Below are 25,084 nucleotides of genomic sequence, written 5' to 3'. Positions count from 1 at the left end.
CGAAAAGAGGGAGAAAAGTAAAACCCCGTAAGCATAAAATTTACGGGGTTTTAGTGATAGTATTAGTGAGATACGTCTTGAACTGAAATACCAGTGTTTGCTTTTACATCAACTTCACGATATTTCGCTTCATCAGATTCTTTAGAAAGTAACGTTCCGATGAAACCACCTAGGAAACCAAGTGGTACAGAAATTATTGCAGGATTCGTTAACATAATTAACGGATTACCTACGAAGATTGCTTTACCTTCAACTGGATTCCAAACGTTTGGAGATACAGCTACAAGTATTAAAGCAGAAATTAAACCTGTTAACATCGCTGTTACTGCACCAGCCGTATTAAAGCGTTTCCAATAAATTGTGTAAATAATTACTGGTAAGTTTGCCGAACCAGCAATACAGAATGCTAGTGATACTAAGAACGCAACATTTAATGTTTGGGCACCAAGTGCAAGAAGGATTGATACTACAGAGATTGTAATAGAACCGATACGAGCAGCAAGTACTTGCTCTTTTTCTGTAATCTTACCTTTTTTAATAATTTGGCCATAAATATCATGTGATAGGGCAGATGCACCTGAAAGTACAAGACCTGCTACTACCGCTAAAATTGTTGCGAATGCTACTGCACAAACGAATGAGAACAGAATGTCGCCACCAAGTGCTTCTGCAAGAAGTGGAGCTGCCATGTTACCAGCCGCGTTTGCAGCGATAATGTCTTCTTTACCAACGAATGCAGCAGCACCGAAGCCTAAGAAGATTGTTAACACATAGAATAGACCTACAATCCAAGTAGCCCAAATAACTGAAGAACGAGCTGTTTTTGCATCTTTTACTGTGAAGAAACGCATTAAGATATGCGGAAGACCTGCAGTACCTAATACAAGGGCAATTAAAACTGAAATTGTATCAATACCGTTTGTGTACTTAAGTCCAGGATTTAAGTATGCCGCACCGTTGTCAGTAGCAGTAGACATTTCTGTAAACATTGTTGAAATACTGAAGCCAAACTCTTTTAATACTAAGAACGAAATAATGACAGTACCTAACATTAATAGACAAGCTTTAATAATTTGTACCCAAGAAGTTGCAGTCATACCACCGAATAAAACATAAGTAGTCATCATAACACCAACGATTAATACTGCAACCCAATAGTCAATTCCTAAAAGTAATTGAATAAGTGCGCCTGCACCAACTAGTTGTGCAATCATGTAGAATAATACAATTGTAATGGTACTTAGAGCTGCTGTACCACGAACTTTAGAATTATTAAAACGTGCTGTAATCATGTCCGCTAATGTAAATTTACCAAGGTTACGTAATGGCTCAGCTACGATATATAGCACCACTAAGTAAGCTACTAAATAACCGATAGAGAAGAAGAATCCATCAAATCCGAATAATGCAACGGCACCAGCGATCCCTAGGAAAGAAGCTGCTGATAAGTAGTCTCCAGCGATTGCTAGTCCATTTTGCCAGCCTGTTAAACCGCCACCTGCAGTGTAAAAGTCAGTCGCAGAAGAAGTACGTTTAGATGCCCACCATGTAATAATTAATGTAAGACCAACGATTGCTACGAAGAAAAATATTGCTATAGGGCTCATAGGCGGCCACCTCCGTTTTCATATTCAGCTATAATTGCTTTTGCTTCTTTATCAAAGCTATTGGCTTTCGCAACATATAGGTGACATAAGCTCCAAGTCATGATGAATAATCCTGCTGCGTAAATCCATACCCAAGTGACTTCCCCAATAGCCTTTTGGTGTAGGATTGTTGTGTAAGATGTAAGAATAGGTAGCAACATGTAGGCTGCTAAAAAGAATACAGTGATTGACCATAGAAAGGCATTCTTTTTTCTTACAAGTGCTTTAAACGATTCTTGTTTTGCAATTGCATCATAATCAATAACAATGCTTTTGCTTGCTTGATTGTTCGCCATAAACATTCCCCATTTTGTGTTTATTTTTACTGCTTAAATACTATTTTTTGCTACTTTAGTGAATTCACATCTTAATTTTATGAGACAGTTCACAAAATTGCAATACATTTCAGAAAAATTATGTAAAAAAAATTTTCTGAAAAATAGACTTTAAACAGAAAATACATGACAAAGCCTAGAAATTAAAGGGTTTTCGAAAATTCAGATAAATTTACAAGATGATGATATTACTAGCTTCTTGACAAAAAAACAGTTGTAATAACCGAGAAAAAATGCGTTTTTTCTAGAAAAAATAAACACCATTTCTCTAGTGAAAATTGGTTATTTTCTTATTTTTGGAAAAATAATAGTATTGTTCGATAAGTAAAATGTTTAATTTTTTATAATAAAAAAAGAAAAAACCCGACCGAAGTCGAGTCTTTTTTTACTATAAAAAGGGGTCATTAAAATCTTAATCTGATTAATGAGAAATATCTGAAACGGATACCCCTGTATTTGCTTTTACACGGATTTCTTTGTAAATACGATCCGCCTCAGCTTGAGATACTTTGTTAGTAGAAAGAACAGAACCTAAGTAACCAGCAATAAAGCCAAGAGGAATCGTGATAATTGCTGGAACTGCAAGTGGCACAAGTGGATTTCCAACAAAGATTGCTGCACCTTCAACTGGACTCCAAACGTTCGGGCCCATAGCACCTAGAACTAAACATGAAACTAAGCCTGTTACCATGGCAGTTACCGCACCAGTTGAATTGAACTTTTTCCAGTAAATTGTATATAAAATAACAGGTAGGTTGGCAGAAGCCCCGATACAAAATGCAAATGATACTAAGAATGAAACATTTAAACTTTGTGCAAACAATGCAAGGATAATAGATACAATGGCAATAGAAATTGAGCCTGTACGAGCAGCTAAAACTTGTTGCTTTTCAGTTAATTTACCATTTTTAATAATCTCACCATAAATATCATGAGAAATTGCAGATGCACCTGTTAATACTAGTCCAGAAACTACCGCTAAAATTGTTGCGAATGCAACCGCACAAATGAATGACATAAGAACATCGCCGCCAAGGAATTCAGCTAATAGTGGAGCAGCCGTATTTCCAGCTTTACTTTCAGCGATGATTTTATCAAGCCCTACAAAGTGCATAGCGCCAAAACCTAAGAAAATTGTTAATGAGAAGAAAATAGCTGTAATCCAAGTTGTCCAAGAAATAGAAGCACGAGCTGTTTTTGCATCTTTAACAGTAAAGAAGCGCATTAGGATATGTGGTAAACCTGAAGTACCTAATACTAGTGCCATCATCATTGAAACAGAGTCAATTGAACTTGAGTATTTCATACCTGGCACTAAAAACTTATCGCCGTGATCAGACGAAATCGTATCAAACATTTTCACTAAAGAGAAATCGAATTTTATTAATACCAGTGTTGCTAATAAACCTGTCCCAAATAGTAAAAGACCAGCTTTAATAATTTGAACCCATGAAGTAGCCGTCATACCACCAAATAATACATAAGTAGTCATCATAACGCCTACAATTAACACCGCAACCCAATACTCAATACCAAATAATAATTTAATAAGAGCACCAGCACCTACTAATTGAGCAATCATATAAAGAATAACGATAATAATTGTGCCTGTAGCAGCTACTCCACGAATACGTTTTTCATTAAAGCGAGCTGTTAGCATATCGGCTAATGTATAGCGTCCTAAATTACGCATTGGTTCTGCAATGACATATAGTAAAACTAAGTTCGCAACAACATAACCTACTGAGAAGAAGAAACCATCGAAACCAGTTAATGCGATAGCACCTGAAACCCCTAGAAATGCAGCCGCTGATAAGTAGTCACCCGCAATCGCAAAGCCATTTTGCCATCCTTTTAATCCACCACCGGCAGTATAGAAATCACTGGCAGAAGAAGTACGCTTCGCAGCGATATACGTAACGATTAATGTTAAACCTACGATTCCTAAGAAGAATCCTACTGATACTAAATTCATTTATTTTCCACCTTTCGCTTGATACTCTGCAAGAACTGCAGCTGCAGCTTTATCGAATGAAGAAGCTTTTTTTACATATACTGTACAAAGAACAATTGTCATGATGAAAAGTCCTGCTGAGTAAATCCAAACGCCCGTAATACTACCAACAACTTTTTGTTGTAGTACAGGCTGAAAAGCAAGGATTGGTAGTAAAATATAAAGAATTAAAAACCCTGCTGTAATCGAAAAAAGGAAAGTATTTTTCTTTTTTACGAAGTTGTTGAACGATTCCATAGCTTCAATTGCATTATAGTCAACTGATTGTACGTTTTTGTTCTCAGTAATGTTAGCCATTATTATTCCCCCTAAAGTTATATATTGCTGTTTAAAACGACATATTTCTTTTTGTCTCGTCGTTATATTCACTTATTTTATGAGGAAGAATCCTATAATGCAATACTAAAATTTTAGTTTTTCAAATTTTTAGTCAAATTTAGATAGTCGAAATAAAGTAGAAATAATAAGGATTTAATAGAAATTATCTGTATGAAAGAGAACGCGTTTCACTCTTGAAATAGTATTGTTAAAATAGCTTATTGATAATAATTTTGAATGTAAAAGAAAAAATGAACTTAAAAGAGAAATTTAGCGTTTTCCTTATTTTTCTATAAAAAAGAGTCTATAAATGAATAGCAAAAAAACCTTGTTATATAACAATTATATGATGTCTTGGGAAATAAGAAAATTAGTAAAAAAATGCTGAAAAAATTTTTAAAAAAACTTTTAATAAGTTGGCATAAAATGGTTTAAAAGCTACCAAAAACATACAAATGAAGGAGTTTGACATAAAGAAGGAAAAGATTCAAGACCATTATCTTGTATTTGTAATCTATAATTTATACAATAAAAAACGATGATAAGTTGGAGGGAAGTGTACACTTTGTTAAGAAGGAAATGGATCATACTAGTTGGATACCTAGTAATAAGTAGTTTATTAACAGCTTGTGGTAGTTATAAATTTAAACCTGAAATGAGTATTGACGTACAAGATTTTTCTTTTACAAATCAAAACAATGAGCAAGTGAACCTTGATAGCTTTAAAGGAAAGCCTTGGTTAGCCATGTTCATATTTACAAATTGCAATTCGATTTGTCCGCCGATGACATATAATATGACAGATGTGCAAAAGTCATTAGAAGATGAAGGCGTAAAGGACTATCAAATCGTAGCATTTAGCGTAGATCCAGAAGTTGACACACCTGAAGTATTAAAAAATTATTTAAAAACGTACTCGGTTGTTGATGATAGCAAATGGCAGCTGCTGACTGGTTATAAGCAAGTATATATAGAGCAATTTGCGCGAAAATCATTTAATTCATTAGTAAAAAATGATCCGAATTCTGATCAAGTAGTACATATGTCGAGTTTTTATTTAGTAAATGCTGATGGTGTTGTCGTAAAAGATTATGATGGCACGACAGATGTACCGGTTGAAACAATCGTAGCAGATATGAAAGCATTGTCTAAAAACTAAATACAACGCAAAATAAACTCAGTTGATTAAACAATTAGCTGAGTTTATTTTTTCTATTAGAAAAGGACCTAAAGTCTATAATGATGATTTATAAATTGTGTTTAGATATTATTTGGATTTTTATATGAAAGTTAATTTCAAACAAGCTAGTTTTTTAACTCTCCTTGTTTTTTTAATACGGATAGTTTGTTCATAATTATTGATATTTCGCGATATACAACTATACTGAAAAACTCTTGATTTAGTAAAGTCGCAACAATTATAAAAAAGTTACGATTAATAACCCTGAATATTGGCTCGGTGGGCACGTACGGACGTTGCCAGGTACATGCTTTCCCTTGTTGATCGCCGTTTACAAATGGCCTTTATTAGCTCTTCAGGATGAGTTTGGAACGGTCTCTGTAACCTTATTCCCGCAAGTTTTTCATCTTGTTCAAGAGCTGTTACTAGAAGATGAATTGCTTTACATTGAGAGAACGCTTGAAAAGCGCTTTGGTAGACTACAAGTGAAAGTAAACATGCACAAACGACGAAAAGAATATGAAATTGAAGGAATTTTAGAAATTGCATAAATTTTTATGCAGTCTTTTCTTTACTTTTAAATAATTGTTTTGTAAGATAAAGCCAAATCCGAAAGTGGCCAGACCACTTTCGGATTCATTCAGTAAGAGACGCCATCATCTGAAGGTGGTGGAGATTGTTTCTTTATAATTAGGTATCCAAACACCTAAATAGTGTGGTAACAATATATTCGGAGGAAAATAAATTGGATAAACGATTTATATTTAATGAGGATGTAGGGAATTACGATAAATGGCGACCAACATATTGTGATGAATTATTTAAAGATATTTTGAATTATTCTCAAGTAGAGTATGGCAAAAAAGTTATTGAAATTGGAATTGGCACAGGTCAAGCGACAAAACCTTTTCTGGATAAAGGCTGTGAATTAACAGCAGTCGAATTAGGAAAAGACCTTGCAGACTATACTAAGTTAAAGTTTCGAGAATATGAAAATTTCAGGGTACATAATTCAGCATTTGAAGACTTTGTGTGTCAATATGAGAGTATAGACTTAATTTATTCAGCTACTGCATTTCATTGGATTCCAGAAGAAAAAGGTTTCCCTAGAGTCTCCAAATTATTAAAAAAAGATGGGACACTGGCATTATTTTGGAACAGACCGTTTGTATCACGAGAAAACGATGAATTGCATAAGCAAATTCAAGGAATATACCAAAAATATAGACCTTCCAATACTAAAATAATAGAAAATGACACAAAGAAATATAACAACAGGTTTAAGACCATTGAATCTTATGGATTTAAGGATGTAGTGTTTAAGTTATATCATTTAACTCGAATATTTTCTTCGAATGACTACATTGCATTATTAAATACTTATTCTGACCATAGAAGTCTGCCTTATAATACAAAAATAATGTTAGAAAAAGAGATTAGAGAAGCGATTATAGATTTTGGGAATAAATTAAAGATATACGATACGATTGATTTATATTTAGCAAGAAAATGATTTTTTCTTATTAAACTAATGGGGAGCTTTAATTGAATATTCGCATCCCGAAATAATCAAACTTTTCTATAAAAACCAAACTAGATGAGTTAATTTCATAATTCCAATCGCTTTAGTATCAAGGGTTTCGATTAAATAAAAATGAGGCACCTCCCAAAATTCAGTATAATGGTAGCGACTAAACCAACCTTATCCGAACGGAGTGTATGCCTCATTACTATTGTAAACCAAATGAGCCTTTTTGACATCCAGCAATTATTCGAAATGGAAAGTTACCAGAAATGAAAGGAAAACTTGAATACTTAGACAAATCTACTGAAGAACCAATAAAGTTCGAAAATTTTGCTGGATTGACAGAAGAGAACCTAACACAATTGATTAATTTTCTCCTTAAAGAAGGTAAGGACATAATAATAAAAGATGTAACTACATCAGATATTGAGCAATTTGGAGCAAAGGTTACTAAAACAATAATTCCTGGATTGCAACCAATGCATTTATTCGAACCGAAGATGAGTTATTCTGAAAGACTATTGAATTATTGTAATTCCTCTTTGAAAACCCATCAATTAAATAAACACCCTCATCCATTTGGGTAATAATAAAAAAGAAGGTGTATTTTAGCTTGAGTGATGTAATGAATGTTAAAAAAGAAAAAAATTATTTTAACGTCTTTTGGATTTCACAATCAATTTCTATGTTTGGCTCTCAAATAACAGTTGTTGGATTACCGCTGACAGCTATTTATTATTTAAATGCAGATTCATCCCAAATGGGCATTTTTCAAGCTTTAGCTACTTTGCCCTTTTTCCTTTTTAGTTTATTTGCAGGCGTTTGGATTGATAGAAGTAGAAAAAAGTATCTACTTATTCTTTGTATTGGTCTTATTCTAAGTTTAGGAAGCATAGGGGGGATTGTAGGGGCAAAATCTCTGGAAAAACAGGTATTGGACGTTCGATTATTGGATCAACATTAATAGTATGGTTAGGTGGATGTATAATAGCTATTTTTGGAGGGAATTCTCTATTTTCAATATCTTTAATAATAATTGGCCAAATTTTTGTGAATTTTGGTAATACAGTATACTTTATAACTCAAGTAAGTTTACGGCATATAAATATTTTAGGAAGAGTAAATGCAAGTAATAGATTTTTAACGAGGGGAGCTATGCCGCTAGGTGGATTATTTGGAGGGTCTTTTAAAGGCATCTTTAATTATTATCACTTTTGGGTATATTTTTGCTTTTATTTTATTATTATTATTTCCGGTAAAAAAGATTAATATTATTTCTGATGCAGAGGAATTTGTGGGTAAAGATTTGAAATAATTTCAATAGTGAATAGTTACCCCATATTGGATTCGAACACAGAGAAATAAACCTGATTTTAGACTCGATGTTTAACAAACCAATCTAGAATTGCTATGAATGAGAGGATGCTGATGGAAAAGCATCAGATACATTCATAGCAATTGTTTTTTTACCGCAGCACAAAGACGGTTAAGTAAAACAAACATTACATACCAACTGTTTTTTTATTCTTGCTTATACCTGTTGAAGATTTCATTAGAAATATTTAATAACATTTATATATCCTCTTCTATTCTGTCTCACTATCATAAGTATACTTAGATATGAAACTTAACTTCCTATAATTTATATTATGTAAACTAAAATTATTTGGCGTGGAGGAGGGCTTAGATTCGTCAACTACTCATAATATCTGTACTGATGTATATGGACAAGAACTTTTGGACATTGCCACAATCCCACCTTTTTTGAACGAGGATTTCAAAGCATTTTGATTCTTTGGACAAGAACGTACATACACTCTTTTTAATTTATGTGTTGACGATAATAAAATTTTATTAAAAATGTGGCAACTCATACATATATTAAAATCTTTATTAATTTAGCCAAAGAATTTCCAGATTAAAAAATAAAATCTTAGGTGTCTCTTGATATTTTTTTATATATTGTTGTTAGATTGTACTTGGATGATCTTTTTCTATTTTAGTGGCTGTATATCACTTAATTATACTTAACCTTTAATGCTATCGCTTTTTTGCGGCGTTCGTTAAATGCCATAATGCGTGTTTTCAGATTTCAAACGTTCAATTGCTTCATCAAGAATTGCAATTTCATTATCATAATCTTTTATTTTACGATAAGCCATAGCATAAGAACTGTACAAGGCAGGTGCATTATAACCGTTATAGCGAGCCTTATCGAATAACTCAATGGCTCCTAAAATGTTGCCAGACTTGCGCTCTATATCACCTTTTTCGTACAAAGGATAACCTTTATCAAATCCTTTCTCCCAATTATTTTGATTTTTAATCTCTTTTAGAGATACACGATTATGGATAGCATTAATTACTGGTTCCTCTTTCGAAACAGATGCAAATACCCCCAAATTATTCTTTAGATGTTTCCATACATCAATTAAATGATACGTAGGAATTCGACGCCCTAATTCACCTAAGGCTTTCTCTTGATCATTATTGTAATTCGTAACGTTAATCATCACCAATGTATATCCATGCCGTTACTGACTTTGCAAATTTACTTTTCAACACCTTATTACCATTAGCTATTAACGTGTTTGTAACCTCATCTTTATACTTTTCTAAATTACTACCGTTTTATTTTGATTTTCTGCTACAAAACGCAATTTTGCATGGTGTCCTCCATCCCATTTCCTCCTTATTATTTATAAAAGGACTGCTAGCTTTCGCTAACAGTCAAATTTTTTAACAACATGAATTTGATTGATCAGCAAGATTTATACCGCAAACCCCTGTTTCTGGTAACTCCAATTCCACACGTTTCGAAGCTTCTTTATCACCTGATAAGTAAGCAGTTATTGAACGGACTTGTTCATAACCTGTTGCCATTAAAAATGTTGGTGCGCGTCCATAACTTTTAGCTCCGACTATATAGAAATCCTTTTCTGGTTGTCTCAGTATTTCTTCTCCATGCGCTCTTACTGTTCCACAACTATGCTCATTCGGGTCAATTAGAGGCGCCAATGCTTTCACACTTTCTGTTGCTGCATCAATGGAAAGCCGTAGTTCACTGTTAATCGTAAGATCTGGTCGATTCCCTGCGTTGACAATTAGCTCTTCAAATCCTGTTAATACCTTTGTTTCCCCGTTAATAGTACCAACAATTTGGATGCTCTTATCTTTCTTCAACTGTGAGATATAGAAAGGTGTTATTACCTCAACCTTACCTGTATCTACTAATTCGTGTATACGTACACCAAGTGCGCCACGAGCTGCTAATGCATCTTTTTCTTCGCCACCATATGCTTCTTCAACAGATCTTTTACGCATAATCCATACTAACTTTGTTGCAGGATTATCTTCTTGTAATTCCGCAAGTGCCAATAAGGTATTAATAGCTGAATGGCCACCACCAATAACAGCAATCTTCTTATTTGCATATCTCTTAGCATTTGAATTTATATCTGGAATACCATACTCAATATGATTTGCTAATGCTTTTTCATTTTGTAGCCAAACACCTGTAGTATTCGCAGGATTTGGATTTCCCCAGGTACCCGTCGCATCAATAACAGCTCTCGCCTCTATGATACTGATGTCATTCTCTTGTTCAACATAAATATTAAAGGATTGTTCTACTCGATTTTTTGTCTTCATCTTATCATTAAATTGTCGTGAAATCCCAACTACTTTTGTGTTCAATTGAATGTTAGGTTTTATTTGTACTAACTCACTCAAAGGTCTTAAATAGAGATCAATTAATTCATTTCCCGTTGGTAACGTATCTAAATTAGGTTCTACCCAATCGGAGGTATCTAATAAAGCTTTGGCTGCTTTATTGATGTTATAACGCCATGGAGAAAATAACGTCACATGCCCCCAACTACGCATATTATGTGCTATTTCACGCCCTGCCTCTAGTAAGATAAATGCTTGCTTTTGTTCTACTAAATGAGCAGCTGTAGCTAATCCAATTGGACCTGCACCAATTATTACGACGGGTAAATTTTTATTGGCATTGGGAATAATCTGTTGAATTTCAATGCTCTTTGCAGGGGTGCAACAAGATGTATTTTGTTTCATTACATTTAGCGTGTTCATATTAACTTCTCCTCTTTTAGTCATTACATAAGTATTTACTTATATAAAATATATTTTTTACGTCTAGCAGTTAGCTAGACGTAATATAGTTATGCTTTGTAACCATGTAGAGGGTCATAGCGTTTGGTATCTCCTTTAAAGAAGAAATCAAAAGCAAACTTTTGTAGCCTCTATTCATGTCGGCTTCTAATTAACAAGATGTCGGAGAGTATCCTACCAGTACTAACCCGTGTTCACCATTCTCTTCTTCTGCATGGATTGTTACATCTGTTAATTGTGGTGCAATATCAGGATGAATTGCGACTTCAATACCTTCAATTGTTTGAATAGCATCTTCTGCTGCTGGTGCTTCTAAACCTACACCTAAATTAACCCCACAGCAGCCTGCAATACCAAAGAAACGAAGTGTTTTAACCTCTGAATCAGCTATTACCTGTTCTAAATAATGTTTGCCTTCTGGACTCATTTTCATTTGATTTTCTCTCCTTTTAGTTCATGTAAGCCTTTTGTTCCAACCGGTGGTGTTTTTACCCATGGAATGGCGACGAATTGATTATTGCTGATGGATTGTACTTCATTCAGCCATTTTCTTTCAGCTTGTTGTTTTTGAATTAATATTGGACTTGTTGTGTGGATTGAAGAAAAGGTTTGATTGACAACCCACCAATCAACAGATAATCCAGCACGCTGCAAATCTTCCTGTAAGCGTGTCGCTTCATAAACAGGTGTTGCTTCTGGAAGAGTTACAATGGCAACACTCGTATAAGAGGCATCACGCAACCTTGGTAACAGGTTAGAAACAGCTCGAGGAATATCCCCTTGTGAACGGCTTATTTCGCGATGATAAGCTTCCGTTGCATCTAATAACAGCAACGTATGCCCTGTTGGTGCTGTATCAATAACAATGACCTCATCTTGATGATTTTCTACCACATTAGCAAATGCTCGGAATACAGCTATTTCCTCTGTACAAGGAGAAGCCAAATCCTCTTTCACAAATGCTAAACCTTCTTCGTTCATCGTTTCACTTGCCTGTGCAAGCACTTCAGCTTCATAGTTTGCAACTTCTACTTTCGGATCTATTCGACTTATCGTTAAATTTTTGACTTGTTCGTCACCGAATGTCCAATTTAAATGTGCAGCAGGATCTGTTGTAGTTAAATGTACATGAGTACCCTCTTCAGCTAAGCGTAAGGCAATATAAGAAGCAACCGTTGTTTTACCAACCCCGCCTTTACCCATCGTAAAAATCAGTTTCGGTTTACGTTCTAAATAATCAGCAATCAATTCTTCCACTTCAGGAATCTTAGTTTTTTCGCTTGATTCATTTGTATGTGTAATTTCTTGATTGGTCATCCATGCTTGCATACGCTCAATACTTGATAATGAGTACGGTACAAACGGTAAGTAGAAATGTTCAAATCGATTTAGTTCTTCTGGAATTCTGGCTAATGCATCCGATTGACGTGCAATGAAAGCCTCTTCGATATGATCAGTAGAATTGACATTACGCATATATCCATTAATTAATAAAGTCTGATTTTGAATACCAATTTCAAATAACTCGTGAGAAGCACGTGCTGCTTCTTTTAAAGGGTTTTCTTCAGGGCGTGTCACTAACATTAACGTTGTTTGGTTAGCATCTTTTAAACGATTAACAGCCTCTTTATAGACTTCTCGTTGTGGTTCTAGCCCTTTTAAAGGACCTAAACATGAAGTGCCAGTCGTGTTTTCATCTAGAAATGCAGACCATGCTGAAGGTAGTTGTAATAAGCGTAAAGTATGTCCTGTTGGTGCTGTATCAAACACGATAGTGTCAAAATTTCCAATCACAGAAGTATCAGTCAATAGTGTTGCGAATTCATTAAAGGCAGCAATTTCTACTGTACAAGCCCCAGAAAGTTGTTCCTCCATATTTTGAATGACCACATCAGGTAGTTTTCCACGGTACGGACCAACCATTTGCTCTTTGTAATGTTGTGCTGCTTGTTCAGGGTCTAAATTTATCGCAAATAAATTGTCTATGCCTTCAATCTTTGTTGGACTATTAGAAAGCGTTTGACCAAAAATATCTTGTAAGTTAGATGCGGGATCTGTACTAATTAAAAGTACCTTTTTCCCTTCATTTGCAATAGCTATTGATAGACTACAAGCAACAGATGTTTTTCCAACGCCCCCCTTCCCCGTGAAAAACAGGAAAGGAGTGTCAGGGAAATGACTTCTTGTAAAGCGTTCCATTTTAGGCATCTCCTTTTAGTGACAAACGTACTTTCGGCTTTTGTAATAGTTCTTTTTCTGAAAGCCCTGACCACTGTGAAAATTGCTCATTTGTTGGATATTGCCCTTTACAAAGCAATTCTCCATCCACAAACGTTGCAGGTAAGGCATCCATTCCTTCTGCCATTAAAAGTTGATTGATTGTTTCGTTTTCTACAAAAGCATTTGGTTCGTTAGTCAGATTAAATCGTTCAGCTTCAAAGTTGGTTTTCTTTAAATTATTCATTATAAATGACATACGCAATAATTCGGGGTCTATAGAAGGTCCACATAAGCCTGTAGAACAGCACATGGCTGGCTCATAGATATGAATTTTTTTCAATTTACTTCAGCTCCTCGGCTACAAATTTTTCAATACGTTTTCCTATAGCATCACGAACGTTTTGGAAAACTGCCCACTTTTCTTCTTCTGAACCGGACGCTTTCGCTGGATCTTCAAATCCCCAATGCTCACGACGAACATGAGTTGGCGTCATCGGACATTTATCAGCGGCATCTCCGCATAATGTAACGACTAATGTTGCATTGTTTAATGTATCTAAATCAATTAAATCTGATGTATGATTTGAAATATCAACCCCTACCTCCGCCATCGCTTTAATAGCATTTTGATTTACGCCATGTGCCTCAATCCCAGCACTTTTTACAATCCAGTTAGTAGGCAATAATTTTCTAGCCCATCCTTCAGCCATTTGACTACGGCATGAGTTCCCTGTACATAAGAAATAAAGTGTATTTTTCATATTTATTGCTCCTTATAATTTAATGGTTTTAAAGTATTTTTTCTGCCAACGTAAGGCAACCCATACAAGTCCTATGAGTACGGGTACTTCTACAAGTGGACCGATAACAGCGGCGAATGCCACGCCACTATGAAGGCCAAATACGCCAACTGCTACCGCAATCGCTAACTCAAAATTGTTACTTGCAGCTGTAAAAGAAAGAGCTGCTGTGACAGGATAAGACGCGCCAGCTTTACGTGAAGAGAAGAATGAAACAGCAAACATCACAACAAAGTAAATAAATAATGGAATTGCAATTCGTACGACATCGAGTGGGAGTTCCACTAGTTGCTCACCTTTTAAAGCAAACATCATCACAATTGTGAACAGCAGTGCAATTAGAGTCAGTGGTGAAATCTTCGGCAAGAACTTTTCTTCATACCACTGTTTTCCTTTTGTTTTAATACCAATCCATCGAGTCAGAAATCCTGCAGCAAAAGGTATTCCTAAATAAATAAGAACACTCTTTGTAATTTCCCACATAGAAATGGATACATTGAAATTCTCTAAACCAAACCAACCAGGTAATACATTTAAGAAAAAGTAAGCAAAGATTGAATATGTCACGATTTGAAAGATAGAGTTAAAGGCAACTAAGCCAGCTACATATTCACGGTCCCCACGTGCTAGATCATTCCACACGATGACCATGGCAATACAACGAGCTAAGCCAATCATAATGAGACCAGCCATGTACTCAGGATAATCACGCAAGAAGATGATGGCTAAAAAGAACATTAAGAATGGTCCAAGTAACCAGTTTTGAAAAAGTGATAGTAAAAGCACTTTCCAATCCTTAAACACGCGCCACATTTCCTCATATTTCACTTTTGCTAAAGGTGGATACATCATGACAATTAACCCAATAGCAATCGGTATCGATGTTGTGCCAATAGACATGGACTCTAATGCTTCACCAATATTGGGCATTGTCAGACTTAATAAAACCCCTATCCCCATTGCAACAAATATCCAAATGGTAAGGTAACGATCTAGAAAAGAAAGCTGTTTGGTTAAAGACTCATTACTCATTATCATTTCCCCCTACATGGCAACAATTTGTACCACAGTTGCACCCGTTTAAAGGCTGAATTTGTTCTAAAATGCCCTTCATCAGTGGCGTTTGATCCTCTACTAAACGATAATGCTTCCAAGTCCCTACTTTTCGTTCAGTAATAATGCCTGCCTCCTTTAATTTTCGTAGATGCTGACTAACTGCTGGTTGTGATATGCCTAGTACATCTACAAAATCACATACACATACCTCCCCATTTTTCATACATGCAAGTAATTTGATTCGATTCAAGTCAGCTGCTGCCTTTAATTGTTTTTCAATTAGTGTGTTTTCCATTTATCTACACTCCTTATATATAATCATTTACTTATATATTTTTTTAAATAAAATCACCTCTTTAAAGATAGGTGAATTAATCATAATATAGCTATATTCTTATATTATGATTTAATGTTTTAAAATGCAACAGATATTTGCCCAATTTGGAAATTTTACTGATGAGAAAATAAGTACCATTTATATCTCCAGGCCGAATATAAAGCTGCTTTACAATAAGGACAACTAAATGTTCCTTTGCGTTTAACTAATGGAAACAACCTCGTAAGCTATAGTTACGAGGTTGTTTCCATTAAACTTTTCAGTTTGATATGTTCTTATCACCTTTTTAATAAACGTCCCAGGAATACTTTTAAGTTTTTCCTGGGACTTTGGTGTTATTGGGTTTGATGGATTTTTGTGTTTAGGATCAGGTGTTGGCTCTATTGCTACTGGTAAGGAATTCCGTCTTTTAGAACAAAAGCAGTTTTACTTTCCACACCTGTAGCAGATATAGACTTTATACCATATGTGTATACTTTATTCTTATTTGCCTTCGTATCTACATAAATCGTAGTACCTTGTGTGTTATAAACCACGTCCACTATATTTTTAACGTCTTCATATGATCCTTCTTTTGTTCCATCAAATCGATATATTACATATTTCCTTGGTTGAGTACTATTTTCATCTGAAATTGTAAGCTTCATGCCGATAGACTCTTTACTCAATTTAACATCAGTTGGGCATAAAGGTATTGCAGAGTCTTTCCAATAAATCGAAGGTGTTAAAGCTTTATAATTGTATAGTTGCTGATTTAGATAAGAAGCATGTCCAAGAGCGTTATTGTTAATACTTCTTAGAGAAAAATGCATTTGTCCTTGAACATTATTATTTTCTCTGTTGGCGATTACTTGGCTGATAAGCTCCGTCTTATTTTTCCATGTAGCATCAGAATCATTTCCAACTTTATGATTGGCCATGCCAATATATAGATTAACAGGATGGACTTTTGCGTACGTTTGAACTTCTCTTCCCCACCAATCTAATAAAACAGAGTAATTTGCTGCTTTATGATTTCTAGACCAATAGATTTGAGGCGCGATATAATCGATACTTCCATCTTTAATCCACTGTCTTGTATCAGCATAAAGATCATCGTAGTTACTCATTCCATTCGTGTTACTACCAGTAGAATCTTGCTTTTTGTTTCGCCAAATTCCAAACGGAGATATTCCGTATTGAACATGTGGTTTAATTGCCTTAATGCTTGCATAAACCTTTTTGACTAATTGATTAACATTATTTCTGCGCCAGTCTTCAATATTATTGAATGAGCCGCCATACTTTTTAAAAGTTTGTTGATCTTGAAAAGTCTCTCCTTTTATTTTATAAGGATAGAAGTAATCATCCATATGTACAGCGTCGATATCATAGTTGCTTACTAATTCTTCTATGGTTGATAATAAGTAATTTTGAACTTCTGGCAAACCAGGATCTAAATAGTATTGTTTACCGTATTTCACTACCCAATTAGAATTTTTACGGGCTACATTATCGGCAGCAAGATTAGACAAAGTTTGCGATGGCATCGTGACCCTATATGGGTTTACCCAAGCATGAAGTTCTAATCCTCGCTTATGTGCTTCGTCCAGCATTATTTGCAATGGATCAAAACCCGGATTGGTCCCTTGTGTCTTGCCTGTTATATACGATGACCATGGAGCAAGCTTAGATGGGTACAGTGCATCATTTAATGGCTTAACTTGAAAAATAACTGTATTAAAGTTATTAGCTTTTAATTTGTCTAAGGTACTTTGAACCCATTGAGTATATTGGGTTTTACTCATACCTGCCTTCATATCAATATTAGAAACTGTTGCAATCCACGCTGCACGCATTTCATTTTGAGGTAGTGAATTAGCTGTAGCCTTTTGATTTGTAAAAACAGGGATAAGTAAAAGTAAAACAAAAAAAGTTACTAAGCACTTTCCAAAAAATTTTTTAAACATAAATATTGAAATCTCTCCTTTTAATTTTCAGCTATTCAAACCTAGCTGTTACTATAACCTAAGTAAATACCATTTCAGCCTATTCTATAAAAGTAGGAACTGATTTATCCTTCTAAATTTTGTCGGCAGAACCCCCTATTGTGATTTCAATTGTTTGCGAAGCTCGTTGGAAAATTTTATTCTGTTTCTTCGCTTACTATATAATACCACAAATGCCCAATTATTCTCTCTTCACTGGTGATTTCCATTTCCAATCATTTGGTCAATTGTTAAGTTTGTGTGATAAAGTGGACCATAAAAAGATTGATTATTTCGGAAAGCGAATATTCAACTAACGCACCCCGTTAGTTGAATTTTACGGGTTTCTTAACATTTACAGCTCGACGTGATTGTTCTTTTAAATGTGGATTTTCTTCAAGGTCAAACGATACTATGTCACCTTTAGTAAGTGATTTAAAACCATCCATTTTAATACTACTAAAGTGTACCCATACGTCATCCTCACCTTCAATTGAAATCCATCCCCAACCCTCGTCTTCGTGATAAATTTTACAGACCCCTTTAATGTTATGTCTCATTATAAAACCTCCAATTTCATAAGGTGAAGTCATTATATAACTACCCGTTAGTTGAATAAGAAAAGAAACGCTTATTCCACAATCGCACCCTTTAACGGAATAACACATGAGCTTCTATTAGCTAGTTTTTTAAGTAAGAGGCTCTACTACTTGGTAGAAGGTGACTGGCAGCCATACGAGTATGCAAGACATAGAAAACCACTCTTTTCTAGGATAGGCCTACTCATTGAACTGGCGTCAACAGTAAGGAAAGGATGCCCATTTTCATATGCCTTTTTTGCACGAGTAGCTAAAAGTGCTGTATAATAACCTTTTCCTCGGAACAACGGTAGTGTTGAACCTCCCCATAAGCTGGCGAAGGAGGAGTTTTCTTCTAAATACATCCAAGCTGCACTTACAAGCTGCCCATCTTCATAAATTCCATAAAGGTATAGGGATTCAGGATTATTCTGTTTATCTCTCCAAAGTCTTTCTCCCAGCTCAGCATGCGGTACATTCCAGATGGCATCTTCTAGCACAATAATGTCTTGAATGCCTTGTTCATCTGTTATTTCTTTTAAATTGAAGTGTCGGTCATAATTAAGCAAGGGGTGCTGTTCATCTAACTTCATGACCATTAGTGCTTCACGGTCATCTATTGTGAATCCTTCTTGTTCAAGAATATCTTTCAAACTAGCAGGCTTGTCGTAGTTATACACCTTCCACTCAAAATCCTGCTCAAGGTTACTAAAATAGTTTAACTCGTTCTTAATAATTTCTCTTACATCACTTTCGTTTACATTAGATGAGACAATGAACCCTTTTTCACCAAACTGTGAAACGTGACGCACGACATGTTCTGTTTCCTCTCTTATGTAACCTTTTACTTGAGCCTCTTGTCGAAGCTCTTTGTGGAATAGTGTGATTAGTTCATTTTTATCCATGGGCGCCCCCCTATATTTTAAAAATTCTTTTCTAACGAATCTTAATCCTTTAATTAACATATTGATTAGTACCAATTATTTCAAAAGAAGACGTTCGACTCAACCTTTTTTTCGTAAAAAAGACGCTTTTCCTTGTTCCATAATCGCGCCCTTTAATTGAATAACGATTAACCTTCTATTAGCTAGTTTAGCTCAATAAAGAAAAAGGAGCTGTCTATGCACCTCATTTTATTGAACTTTCTTTATCTTTTCTTAATACTTCAACTGATGTAATTTACTAATTTTCAAAATAATATTAGAGCTATGAGACGTATCGAGATTCAGAAACGCGTACCGTTACCCATCTCGATTACTCTCCCAGCGCATAATAAAAGTCTTTATCCTTTGTCAAGATAAGGGTAATTACATGCCATGCATAAAGAGCAATACTTTGTTCAATTCGCATTTTACTATCTTAGGATACGGATATACACTCTCATCTGCTAGTACTACTATTTTTTATTACCAAATTAGCCGTTTCACTCGGATGGTTAAGAGGAAAATGATGTCCATATGGAACAAAATCAACCTTACCAAGATGCGAAGGAGCAGAATAGCCTCTGTCATAATCCCCCCAAATAATGTGAAGATTATATTTTGTTACTTCATTGAAATCACCTTGAACGTTTTTCATTAGTAAACTGTTAAGCTGAACGGTAGTATTTAAAATTCTAGGAGAAGTAAAACTGTTACTTATTTTTTCAATGTAATGTTCAGGGATGCTCTCCGTACTTTCAAATAAACCATTACTTAATAAATAACGCTCTATCAAATTAGTAGTTGCCAATTTCAATGTCCATTTGTTCATAAATTGAGGAACATTTATCGATTTAGCCTTTTTTTTAGCAACAGGTGGCTGAAGTAAAGTAATTGTATACTTCTTATCTATGTATTTTTGTACTAATGCTTCCAAAAGAATATACGCACCAAATGAATGGCCAATTAGATGGGCACCAGTAGTAGCTTTCTCCAATAACTGTTTCAATACATTCAAATAGATATTTAAAAGATTTTTCTCTCGTTTAAAAGGAGAGCGTCCCAAACCTGGAAGGTCCATGATCCATACAGGTCGACCCGTTTTTTCATGAAGCTCTTTTCCTAAAGGAAATAAATCCTCTCCATCACTTAATAAACCATGTAATAAAATAAACGGTTTACCCTCTCCTTGTGATTGGTAAATGGTAGTATTATTACATAATGTTCGTATAAATAAATGACTGTGCTGGCCATTTTGATACATCATGCGATAATCCAGATCAGCTATTACGGCTGGGAAAAATTTCATTACATTTGTCTCCTGAAACCAATCTTTTCCCATAATCTTTTTCACTGAACCATTTGAAAATGTTCGATTTGTAATAAAGTTTAGCCCATCAGCAGGAATTTGGGTTATTTTGCTTACGCCACTATTCATAAGTGCTTTCATAAATGGCAATGGGGCAGAGATTTTAGGTGCAGTCATATTCATACTTTCTGACATAGCGTCTAATAATTGTGAAATATTTTGATCATGTTGTTTATCTTCAACAAGTGTATATGTTTGTATAGTTGGTTGCTCCAATCTGAAAACCTGCACAATAAACTTTGCTAGTTCATCGTTTGCAATAAGTGGTAATCTATATTTCTTGCCTCCTGGAATCACTGGCATGAGCCCTTTTCGCATACTCATCACAAGCAAGCCTAAGCCTCCTGTTTGCTCCGTACTCCCTGTTTTACTACTACCAACTACAGTTGGTGGATTAATTACTGAAAGCGGATAACCTATTGTTGATGCCTGCTGACGGATATAAAGATCTGCTAAAAACTTTGTTTTCTCATATGGATTTTTTATTTTCAAAAAATTGTTTCCTTCTTTAAACACATCTATCGCAATTTTGCCATTTTTATCATCAAAGGGACTCATATAGCCTACAACATGAATAAATTGTTGCAATCCCTTCAGTTGATGGATCTTTTTAGCGAATTCACTAATATGTTTGGCACCATTCAAAAATACGGAAGCTGCCTCTTTGCTTGACGCTTGAATATCCATTGGGCCTCCTGCATGAATAATCACATCCGTTTTCAATACCCACTCCTTATCTTCAGCACTTAGACCTAAGTCTATTTTCGTCAAATCACCTTCAATAAAGTGCATAACTGCCTCATTTAAGATGCCTCTTTCTTGATAAATGCGTGTTGCTTTGCTTTTCGATCTCACTAATAGAAGAATTGTAACCTGCTCTTTGGCTAATTCCTTCACTAATTCCTTTCCAATAAAACCTGTTCCGCCAGTTAAAAATACTGTTCTCATATAAATCCTCCTTTTAGTACTATTTAGTACTAATTTAGTGTAAAAAAAATGCTTCTTTTATCGAAGCAAGTTAAACAAATGATCTGCTGTTTTCATGATTACAGTTGCATCCTTCAGTGTTTCTGAAATAAATAGCGCTCCTTCAAGATTTGTAATAAAAAGAGATGCAACCTCGTCAATATTAATTGTCTTTTTAAATTCACCATTCTCTACCCCTTGTTTAAGTAATAGAGAAACTTTCGTTTGTAATCCTACGAAAAAAAGACCTATTTTTTCTTTTACTTTTGAGGCATTTGTAGGGCTTTGAATATAAAGCGTAATAAATGGACAGCCCCCCTTATATTCTCTCGTCTGTACTCCTTGTGATAATTGCTTTAAAAACAGTTGGATACGATCTTCAACTAATAATTGGTTTTGAGATAGTAAGTCATCAATTGCAGCTTGATACATTTCAATCCAATAATCGACGACCCCATCCAACAATTCTTCCTTATTAGAAAAGTGATAATACACATTAGACTTTGAAACTTTGCTTACACGAACTAATTCATCCATGCTTGTATAAGCAAACCCTTTTTCTAAAAATAATGTTGCAGCTACTTCAATCACACGTTTTTGATTCATTAATTTTCCTTTTGTCATAATTAGTACTATATAGTACTAGAATAGATGTTGCAAGTATTTTTGTTAGTTTAATAAAAAATTGATTAAAAAAGCTATACTTTAATTGTTTTTACTTCACATAGAGATTTTTTGTATAGAATGACAAAAAGATTGGGTGGATACACTAAGCGAACTTGGGCTTCACTTCTGTCTTCTAAAAGATTCTGTAAGATCATAATCAACTCTTTTTTTCAAAATACTTATTATCAAAATTTAGAGTATCAAACTTAAAGATATTACTTGGTGTTTCTTTTAATCCTTCAGTAATCTTTTCTAAGGTCTGAATAATATTCCTATCTCCTCTTTCAACCCCAGCCAAATACGAAGTTTGCAGTCCGCATTTTTCAGCTAATTCTTCTTGAGTGAGTTTTTTAATTTCTGTAGTTCTTTGATGTTGCTACCAACTAATTTGACTAAACTATCCACAAAATCATTTCAGGATAAAAAAATGATAAGGAGAAATACTCCATATCATTTTTTATCCTTTGTTATGTTATAATATCAACCAGCTAAGGTTGTACACTCTTATGAACAATTTTCATAAATCTTGGAGAAATCTACATTAAACGATAATTTGCATTGCTTAATCTTGTTCAAGATAATCCCTCAATAGCTCTATAATATTTATCACTTCGAAATCACTCGTAAATAAACTCCTTTTCTTGCCTTTATAGAAGCCTTTGAATTTTGCTGTTGAACTTTCTTAGAAATTGTTGAAGCCTTAATCAATTGACCGTCCAACCAGATGAAAGGATAATAGTTAATTTAATTCAATCGTAATAGGTTCGAAATCAATTCGTTTATTATCACTTTGACTACTTACATGAGCGAATGGATAAAACATAATTGATGTTGCCTCGGGATCCAGTCCATGAATTGTTGCATTCCATGTGATATCTTCACTCGAATCCCCACCCTTTGTGTCAGATCCACCATTATACGGCACTTCATATTTATTGCCTAAATTATCAATCGCACTCAACTCAGCCTCAACATAGCTCCATCTTTCATGAACAGCAGGATCGATATCTTGTAAGTAATTAATCGTTAAATTAACATCTGTTTTGATTGCATCGATTAGCTCGACCGTTACCCCCTCTTTTTTTACTTGTTCATTAATTACGATCTGTTTTCCTTCTAGCTTGTTTAAAGAAAATTCAAAATGCCAGTCACCTTTTATTACTTTTTCTCCTGAATGAATTGCTTGAGGACTCCACATTATATTCACTTTGTCTTGCGGGTTATCACGCATGGATACCGTCATCATGCCAACATAGCCAACACCGTCCACATACTTCCCATCATAGCCTGCGTTCCTTATATTCATTGGCATATTCTCAAAAGTCGGAAATGAACCTAAATCCTCTTCAGCTCGTAAAACATATGAAAGAGTTACCGTACTCCCATCGTAAAATGCTTGCTCAATAATGATCTCGATCCCATTGCTTTCTTCAACTAAACCAATATCTGTACTGATCTCCTCATATGCTTGATAGTAGTCTTCTTGTGAAATGAAATAGTCGAATGCCTGACCAATAATCGGAATTTGTGTAACAAAGTTAGCAAATGCAGGTGAAACATAAACAGATGAAATTAGACCAATCGATAAAATTCCCACGGCAGCCGTATATTTAACCATTCGTTTAAAAGGGAATTTCCGCTGCTTCTTCTCTTGCTGAAAAGCATCAGCCAAAATAGCGTCTAATTCTTTAGAAGGAACAGGAATTTCATTCATAGCCTCTTTAAATCGGTTTTGTTCGTTCATCTATATACACTCCCTTCAATGTCTTTTTAATTTTCGCTAACCCTCTTTTGCCGTTCGATTTCACTGTACCAAGCGGTTCGCCAAGTACCTTTGCTATTTGTTCGAAAGTCAAATCCTCATAATATTTTAAGAGTAGAACCGTTTTATATTTTTCATCTAATCGATAAATAGCATCAAGTAAGTCCATCTTTTCATCAGATGTTGCGATTTCAGTGGAGAGAGATTGAAATTTTAACTCATCAATTAAAATCACGTTCTTTTGTTTTTGAAGTACACCAAGCGATACATTGATACAAATTTTCATCAGCCATGTCGTGAAATACTTTGGCTCTCGTAGCTGATGAATGGACTCAATCGCCAGTAGCACTGTTTGCTGGAAAACATCTAAAGCATCCTCCTCATTCCGAACATAACTATAAGCAGTCCTATAAAGCTTGTCTTTTTCTTGCTTTAGTAAAAATAGCAGTGCTTCCCGGTCCCCTCTGATTGATTGTTTCACTTTCTTTTCGTTAACCGTCATCCTGTTCACCACCTTATCTATTAGAGAGCCGACCATCAAAAAAAGATGCACTTTTCTAAAATAAAAAAGACATATTCAAATGAATAAGTCCTTATTAAACACTTTTATTCAAATAAAATGCGGCGTTAGTTGAGCAAAGATAAGTCCCTAAAGCGTCGTTTGGTGGACATTTCATAAAAATCTTTTATTCCACAATATGGCCCTTTTATGAAACGAGCGCTAATCCTTATTCCACAATTGCGCCCGATTGTAGAATATTAAGATAGTGATTTATGATTGCTGCCTTTAACATGGTGAACTAACTTACTCTGTTAGTGCAATATTATATCCTTCATTAATAATTAATTTCAATTCCAGCTTGTTTAAAGGGCTCTAACACTTTTGGATAACACATTGAAATATAATCTACTGTTTTTAAATTTTTTAGATTCTGAAAACCTTCAACAGATACTACATCAAATAAATCATCCTCACCATCCCAATCTGGCTTTAGGATATGATAGATTTCATTACCTCCATCAAAGCAAAGGTACTTAACCTTATCCAGGTCACCGGCTTCCAAAGTTAACTCTTCTAAATATTCCCGGATTTCAACAATTGGACCATTTCCAGAATACCATTCAAAACTATTTAAATATTTATTTTTTAAGTCAGTTAATTCCTCTAAAAACAGTGGTTCTTTATCTAATAACGCTTCAATTACTATTAATTTAAAATTAAAATCTTTAAATATCCCACTTTTATCCATTATCCTACCTCCAATTTTATTTCTGTCTTCTACTTTTAACC

The 25,084-nt window shown here is 34.7% G+C and carries 27 protein-coding genes; 6 read left to right on the top strand and 21 right to left on the bottom strand.

All coding sequences use genetic code 11. The features are described from left to right. Positions 1-62 precede the first annotated feature (62 nt). The 4 genes from C9J37_RS10755 to C9J37_RS10740 form a co-directional block, all read right to left on the bottom strand. Positions 63-1,607, bottom strand: a complete 1,545-nt coding sequence (locus C9J37_RS10755) for a solute symporter family protein (protein ID WP_107895339.1) — start codon at positions 1,605-1,607, stop codon at positions 63-65. Further along, positions 1,604-1,942: a DUF485 domain-containing protein gene (locus tag C9J37_RS10750; protein ID WP_107895338.1), complete on the bottom strand. Its 339-nt coding sequence runs from the start codon at positions 1,940-1,942 to the stop codon at positions 1,604-1,606. Before C9J37_RS10750 ends, C9J37_RS10755 begins: the two co-directional genes overlap by 4 nt. Positions 1,943-2,402: 460 nt before the next feature. After that, complete coding sequence (locus tag C9J37_RS10745; protein WP_107895337.1) at positions 2,403-3,956, bottom strand: solute symporter family protein; 1,554 nt, start codon at positions 3,954-3,956, stop codon at positions 2,403-2,405. Beyond that, positions 3,957-4,292: a DUF485 domain-containing protein gene (locus C9J37_RS10740; RefSeq protein WP_069512644.1), complete on the bottom strand. Its 336-nt coding sequence runs from the start codon at positions 4,290-4,292 to the stop codon at positions 3,957-3,959. A gap of 559 nt (positions 4,293-4,851) precedes the next feature. Between C9J37_RS10740 and C9J37_RS10735 the strand changes: the two genes are divergently transcribed. From C9J37_RS10735 to C9J37_RS28945, 6 genes are all read left to right on the top strand, one after another. Continuing rightward, positions 4,852-5,472: an SCO family protein gene (locus tag C9J37_RS10735; RefSeq protein WP_107895336.1), complete on the top strand. Its 621-nt coding sequence runs from the start codon at positions 4,852-4,854 to the stop codon at positions 5,470-5,472. Between the two features lie 338 nt (positions 5,473-5,810). Further along, positions 5,811-6,044, top strand: a complete 234-nt coding sequence (locus C9J37_RS10730) for a hypothetical protein (RefSeq protein WP_137067792.1) — start codon at positions 5,811-5,813, stop codon at positions 6,042-6,044. 194 nt (positions 6,045-6,238) lie between these two features. Then, the gene (locus C9J37_RS10725; RefSeq protein ID WP_107895334.1) at positions 6,239-7,006 is read left to right on the top strand and encodes a class I SAM-dependent methyltransferase; all 768 of its coding nucleotides are present in this window, start codon (positions 6,239-6,241) and stop codon (positions 7,004-7,006) included. 281 nt (positions 7,007-7,287) lie between these two features. Then, complete coding sequence (locus C9J37_RS10720; protein ID WP_107895333.1) at positions 7,288-7,605, top strand: YcaO-like family protein; 318 nt, start codon at positions 7,288-7,290, stop codon at positions 7,603-7,605. Positions 7,606-7,631: 26 nt separating this feature from the next. Beyond that, entirely contained in the window at positions 7,632-7,982 is a 351-nt protein-coding gene (locus C9J37_RS28950; RefSeq protein WP_235617086.1) for an MFS transporter, read from the top strand. Between the two features lie 201 nt (positions 7,983-8,183). After that, complete coding sequence (locus C9J37_RS28945; RefSeq protein WP_235617085.1) at positions 8,184-8,333, top strand: hypothetical protein; 150 nt, start codon at positions 8,184-8,186, stop codon at positions 8,331-8,333. Positions 8,334-9,081: 748 nt separating this feature from the next. Here the strand turns inward: C9J37_RS28945 and C9J37_RS10710 are convergent. The 17 genes from C9J37_RS10710 to C9J37_RS10630 all read right to left on the bottom strand — a co-directional run bounded on the left by C9J37_RS10710 (position 9,082) and on the right by C9J37_RS10630 (position 25,043). Further along, positions 9,082-9,534: a tetratricopeptide repeat protein gene (locus C9J37_RS10710; protein ID WP_201262158.1), complete on the bottom strand. Its 453-nt coding sequence runs from the start codon at positions 9,532-9,534 to the stop codon at positions 9,082-9,084. 223 nt (positions 9,535-9,757) lie between these two features. Then, positions 9,758-11,113: an FAD-dependent oxidoreductase gene (locus C9J37_RS10705; RefSeq protein WP_107895332.1), complete on the bottom strand. Its 1,356-nt coding sequence runs from the start codon at positions 11,111-11,113 to the stop codon at positions 9,758-9,760. 190 nt (positions 11,114-11,303) lie between these two features. Then, complete coding sequence (locus tag C9J37_RS10700) at positions 11,304-11,585, bottom strand: Fe-S cluster assembly protein HesB (RefSeq protein WP_107895331.1); 282 nt, start codon at positions 11,583-11,585, stop codon at positions 11,304-11,306. Then, entirely contained in the window at positions 11,582-13,351 is a 1,770-nt protein-coding gene (gene arsA, locus C9J37_RS10695; RefSeq protein ID WP_107895330.1) for an arsenical pump-driving ATPase, read from the bottom strand. The genes C9J37_RS10700 and arsA overlap by 4 nt, the downstream gene beginning before the upstream one ends. Position 13,352: 1 nt before the next feature. Then, the gene (gene arsD, locus C9J37_RS10690; RefSeq protein ID WP_107895329.1) at positions 13,353-13,712 is read right to left on the bottom strand and encodes an arsenite efflux transporter metallochaperone ArsD; all 360 of its coding nucleotides are present in this window, start codon (positions 13,710-13,712) and stop codon (positions 13,353-13,355) included. A gap of 1 nt (position 13,713) precedes the next feature. Continuing rightward, positions 13,714-14,133 (bottom strand): arsenate reductase (thioredoxin), encoded by a 420-nt coding sequence (gene arsC, locus C9J37_RS10685; protein WP_107895328.1) that lies wholly within the window; start codon positions 14,131-14,133, stop codon positions 13,714-13,716. Positions 14,134-14,145: 12 nt separating this feature from the next. Beyond that, complete coding sequence (gene arsB, locus C9J37_RS10680; protein WP_107895327.1) at positions 14,146-15,204, bottom strand: ACR3 family arsenite efflux transporter; 1,059 nt, start codon at positions 15,202-15,204, stop codon at positions 14,146-14,148. Then, positions 15,197-15,523 carry an ArsR/SmtB family transcription factor gene (locus C9J37_RS10675; protein WP_107895326.1) on the bottom strand — a complete coding sequence of 109 codons (327 nt, stop codon included), beginning with the start codon at positions 15,521-15,523 and terminating at the stop codon, positions 15,197-15,199. Before C9J37_RS10675 ends, arsB begins: the two co-directional genes overlap by 8 nt. Positions 15,524-15,951: 428 nt before the next feature. Next, positions 15,952-17,514: a glycoside hydrolase family 10-like protein gene (locus tag C9J37_RS10670; RefSeq protein ID WP_107895325.1), complete on the bottom strand. Its 1,563-nt coding sequence runs from the start codon at positions 17,512-17,514 to the stop codon at positions 15,952-15,954. A 344-nt stretch (positions 17,515-17,858) separates the two neighbouring features. Continuing rightward, positions 17,859-18,092, bottom strand: a complete 234-nt coding sequence (locus C9J37_RS10665) for a cold-shock protein (RefSeq protein WP_107895324.1) — start codon at positions 18,090-18,092, stop codon at positions 17,859-17,861. Between the two features lie 146 nt (positions 18,093-18,238). Next, entirely contained in the window at positions 18,239-19,015 is a 777-nt protein-coding gene (locus tag C9J37_RS10660) for a GNAT family N-acetyltransferase (RefSeq protein ID WP_107895323.1), read from the bottom strand. Positions 19,016-19,490: 475 nt separating this feature from the next. Then, the gene (locus C9J37_RS10655; protein ID WP_107895322.1) at positions 19,491-21,347 is read right to left on the bottom strand and encodes an alpha/beta fold hydrolase; all 1,857 of its coding nucleotides are present in this window, start codon (positions 21,345-21,347) and stop codon (positions 19,491-19,493) included. Positions 21,348-21,404: 57 nt separating this feature from the next. Beyond that, on the bottom strand, positions 21,405-21,971 hold the full coding sequence (locus tag C9J37_RS10650; protein ID WP_137067794.1) for a TetR/AcrR family transcriptional regulator: 567 nt from the start codon (positions 21,969-21,971) through the stop codon (positions 21,405-21,407). Positions 21,972-22,188: 217 nt separating this feature from the next. Beyond that, the gene (locus C9J37_RS28940; RefSeq protein ID WP_235617084.1) at positions 22,189-22,329 is read right to left on the bottom strand and encodes a hypothetical protein; all 141 of its coding nucleotides are present in this window, start codon (positions 22,327-22,329) and stop codon (positions 22,189-22,191) included. 441 nt (positions 22,330-22,770) lie between these two features. Then, on the bottom strand, positions 22,771-23,775 hold the full coding sequence (locus C9J37_RS10640) for a DUF4179 domain-containing protein (RefSeq protein ID WP_107895320.1): 1,005 nt from the start codon (positions 23,773-23,775) through the stop codon (positions 22,771-22,773). Continuing rightward, positions 23,753-24,295 (bottom strand): sigma-70 family RNA polymerase sigma factor, encoded by a 543-nt coding sequence (locus C9J37_RS10635; RefSeq protein WP_167397297.1) that lies wholly within the window; start codon positions 24,293-24,295, stop codon positions 23,753-23,755. Before C9J37_RS10635 ends, C9J37_RS10640 begins: the two co-directional genes overlap by 23 nt. 334 nt (positions 24,296-24,629) lie before the next feature. After that, entirely contained in the window at positions 24,630-25,043 is a 414-nt protein-coding gene (locus C9J37_RS10630; RefSeq protein ID WP_107895318.1) for a DUF6892 domain-containing protein, read from the bottom strand. Positions 25,044-25,084 lie beyond the last annotated feature (41 nt).

This window comes from Lysinibacillus mangiferihumi, assembly GCF_003049665.1.
Taxonomy (GTDB): Bacteria; Bacillota; Bacilli; order Bacillales_A; family Planococcaceae; genus Lysinibacillus; species Lysinibacillus mangiferihumi.
This window is presented reverse-complemented; position numbering and strand designations above follow the sequence as displayed.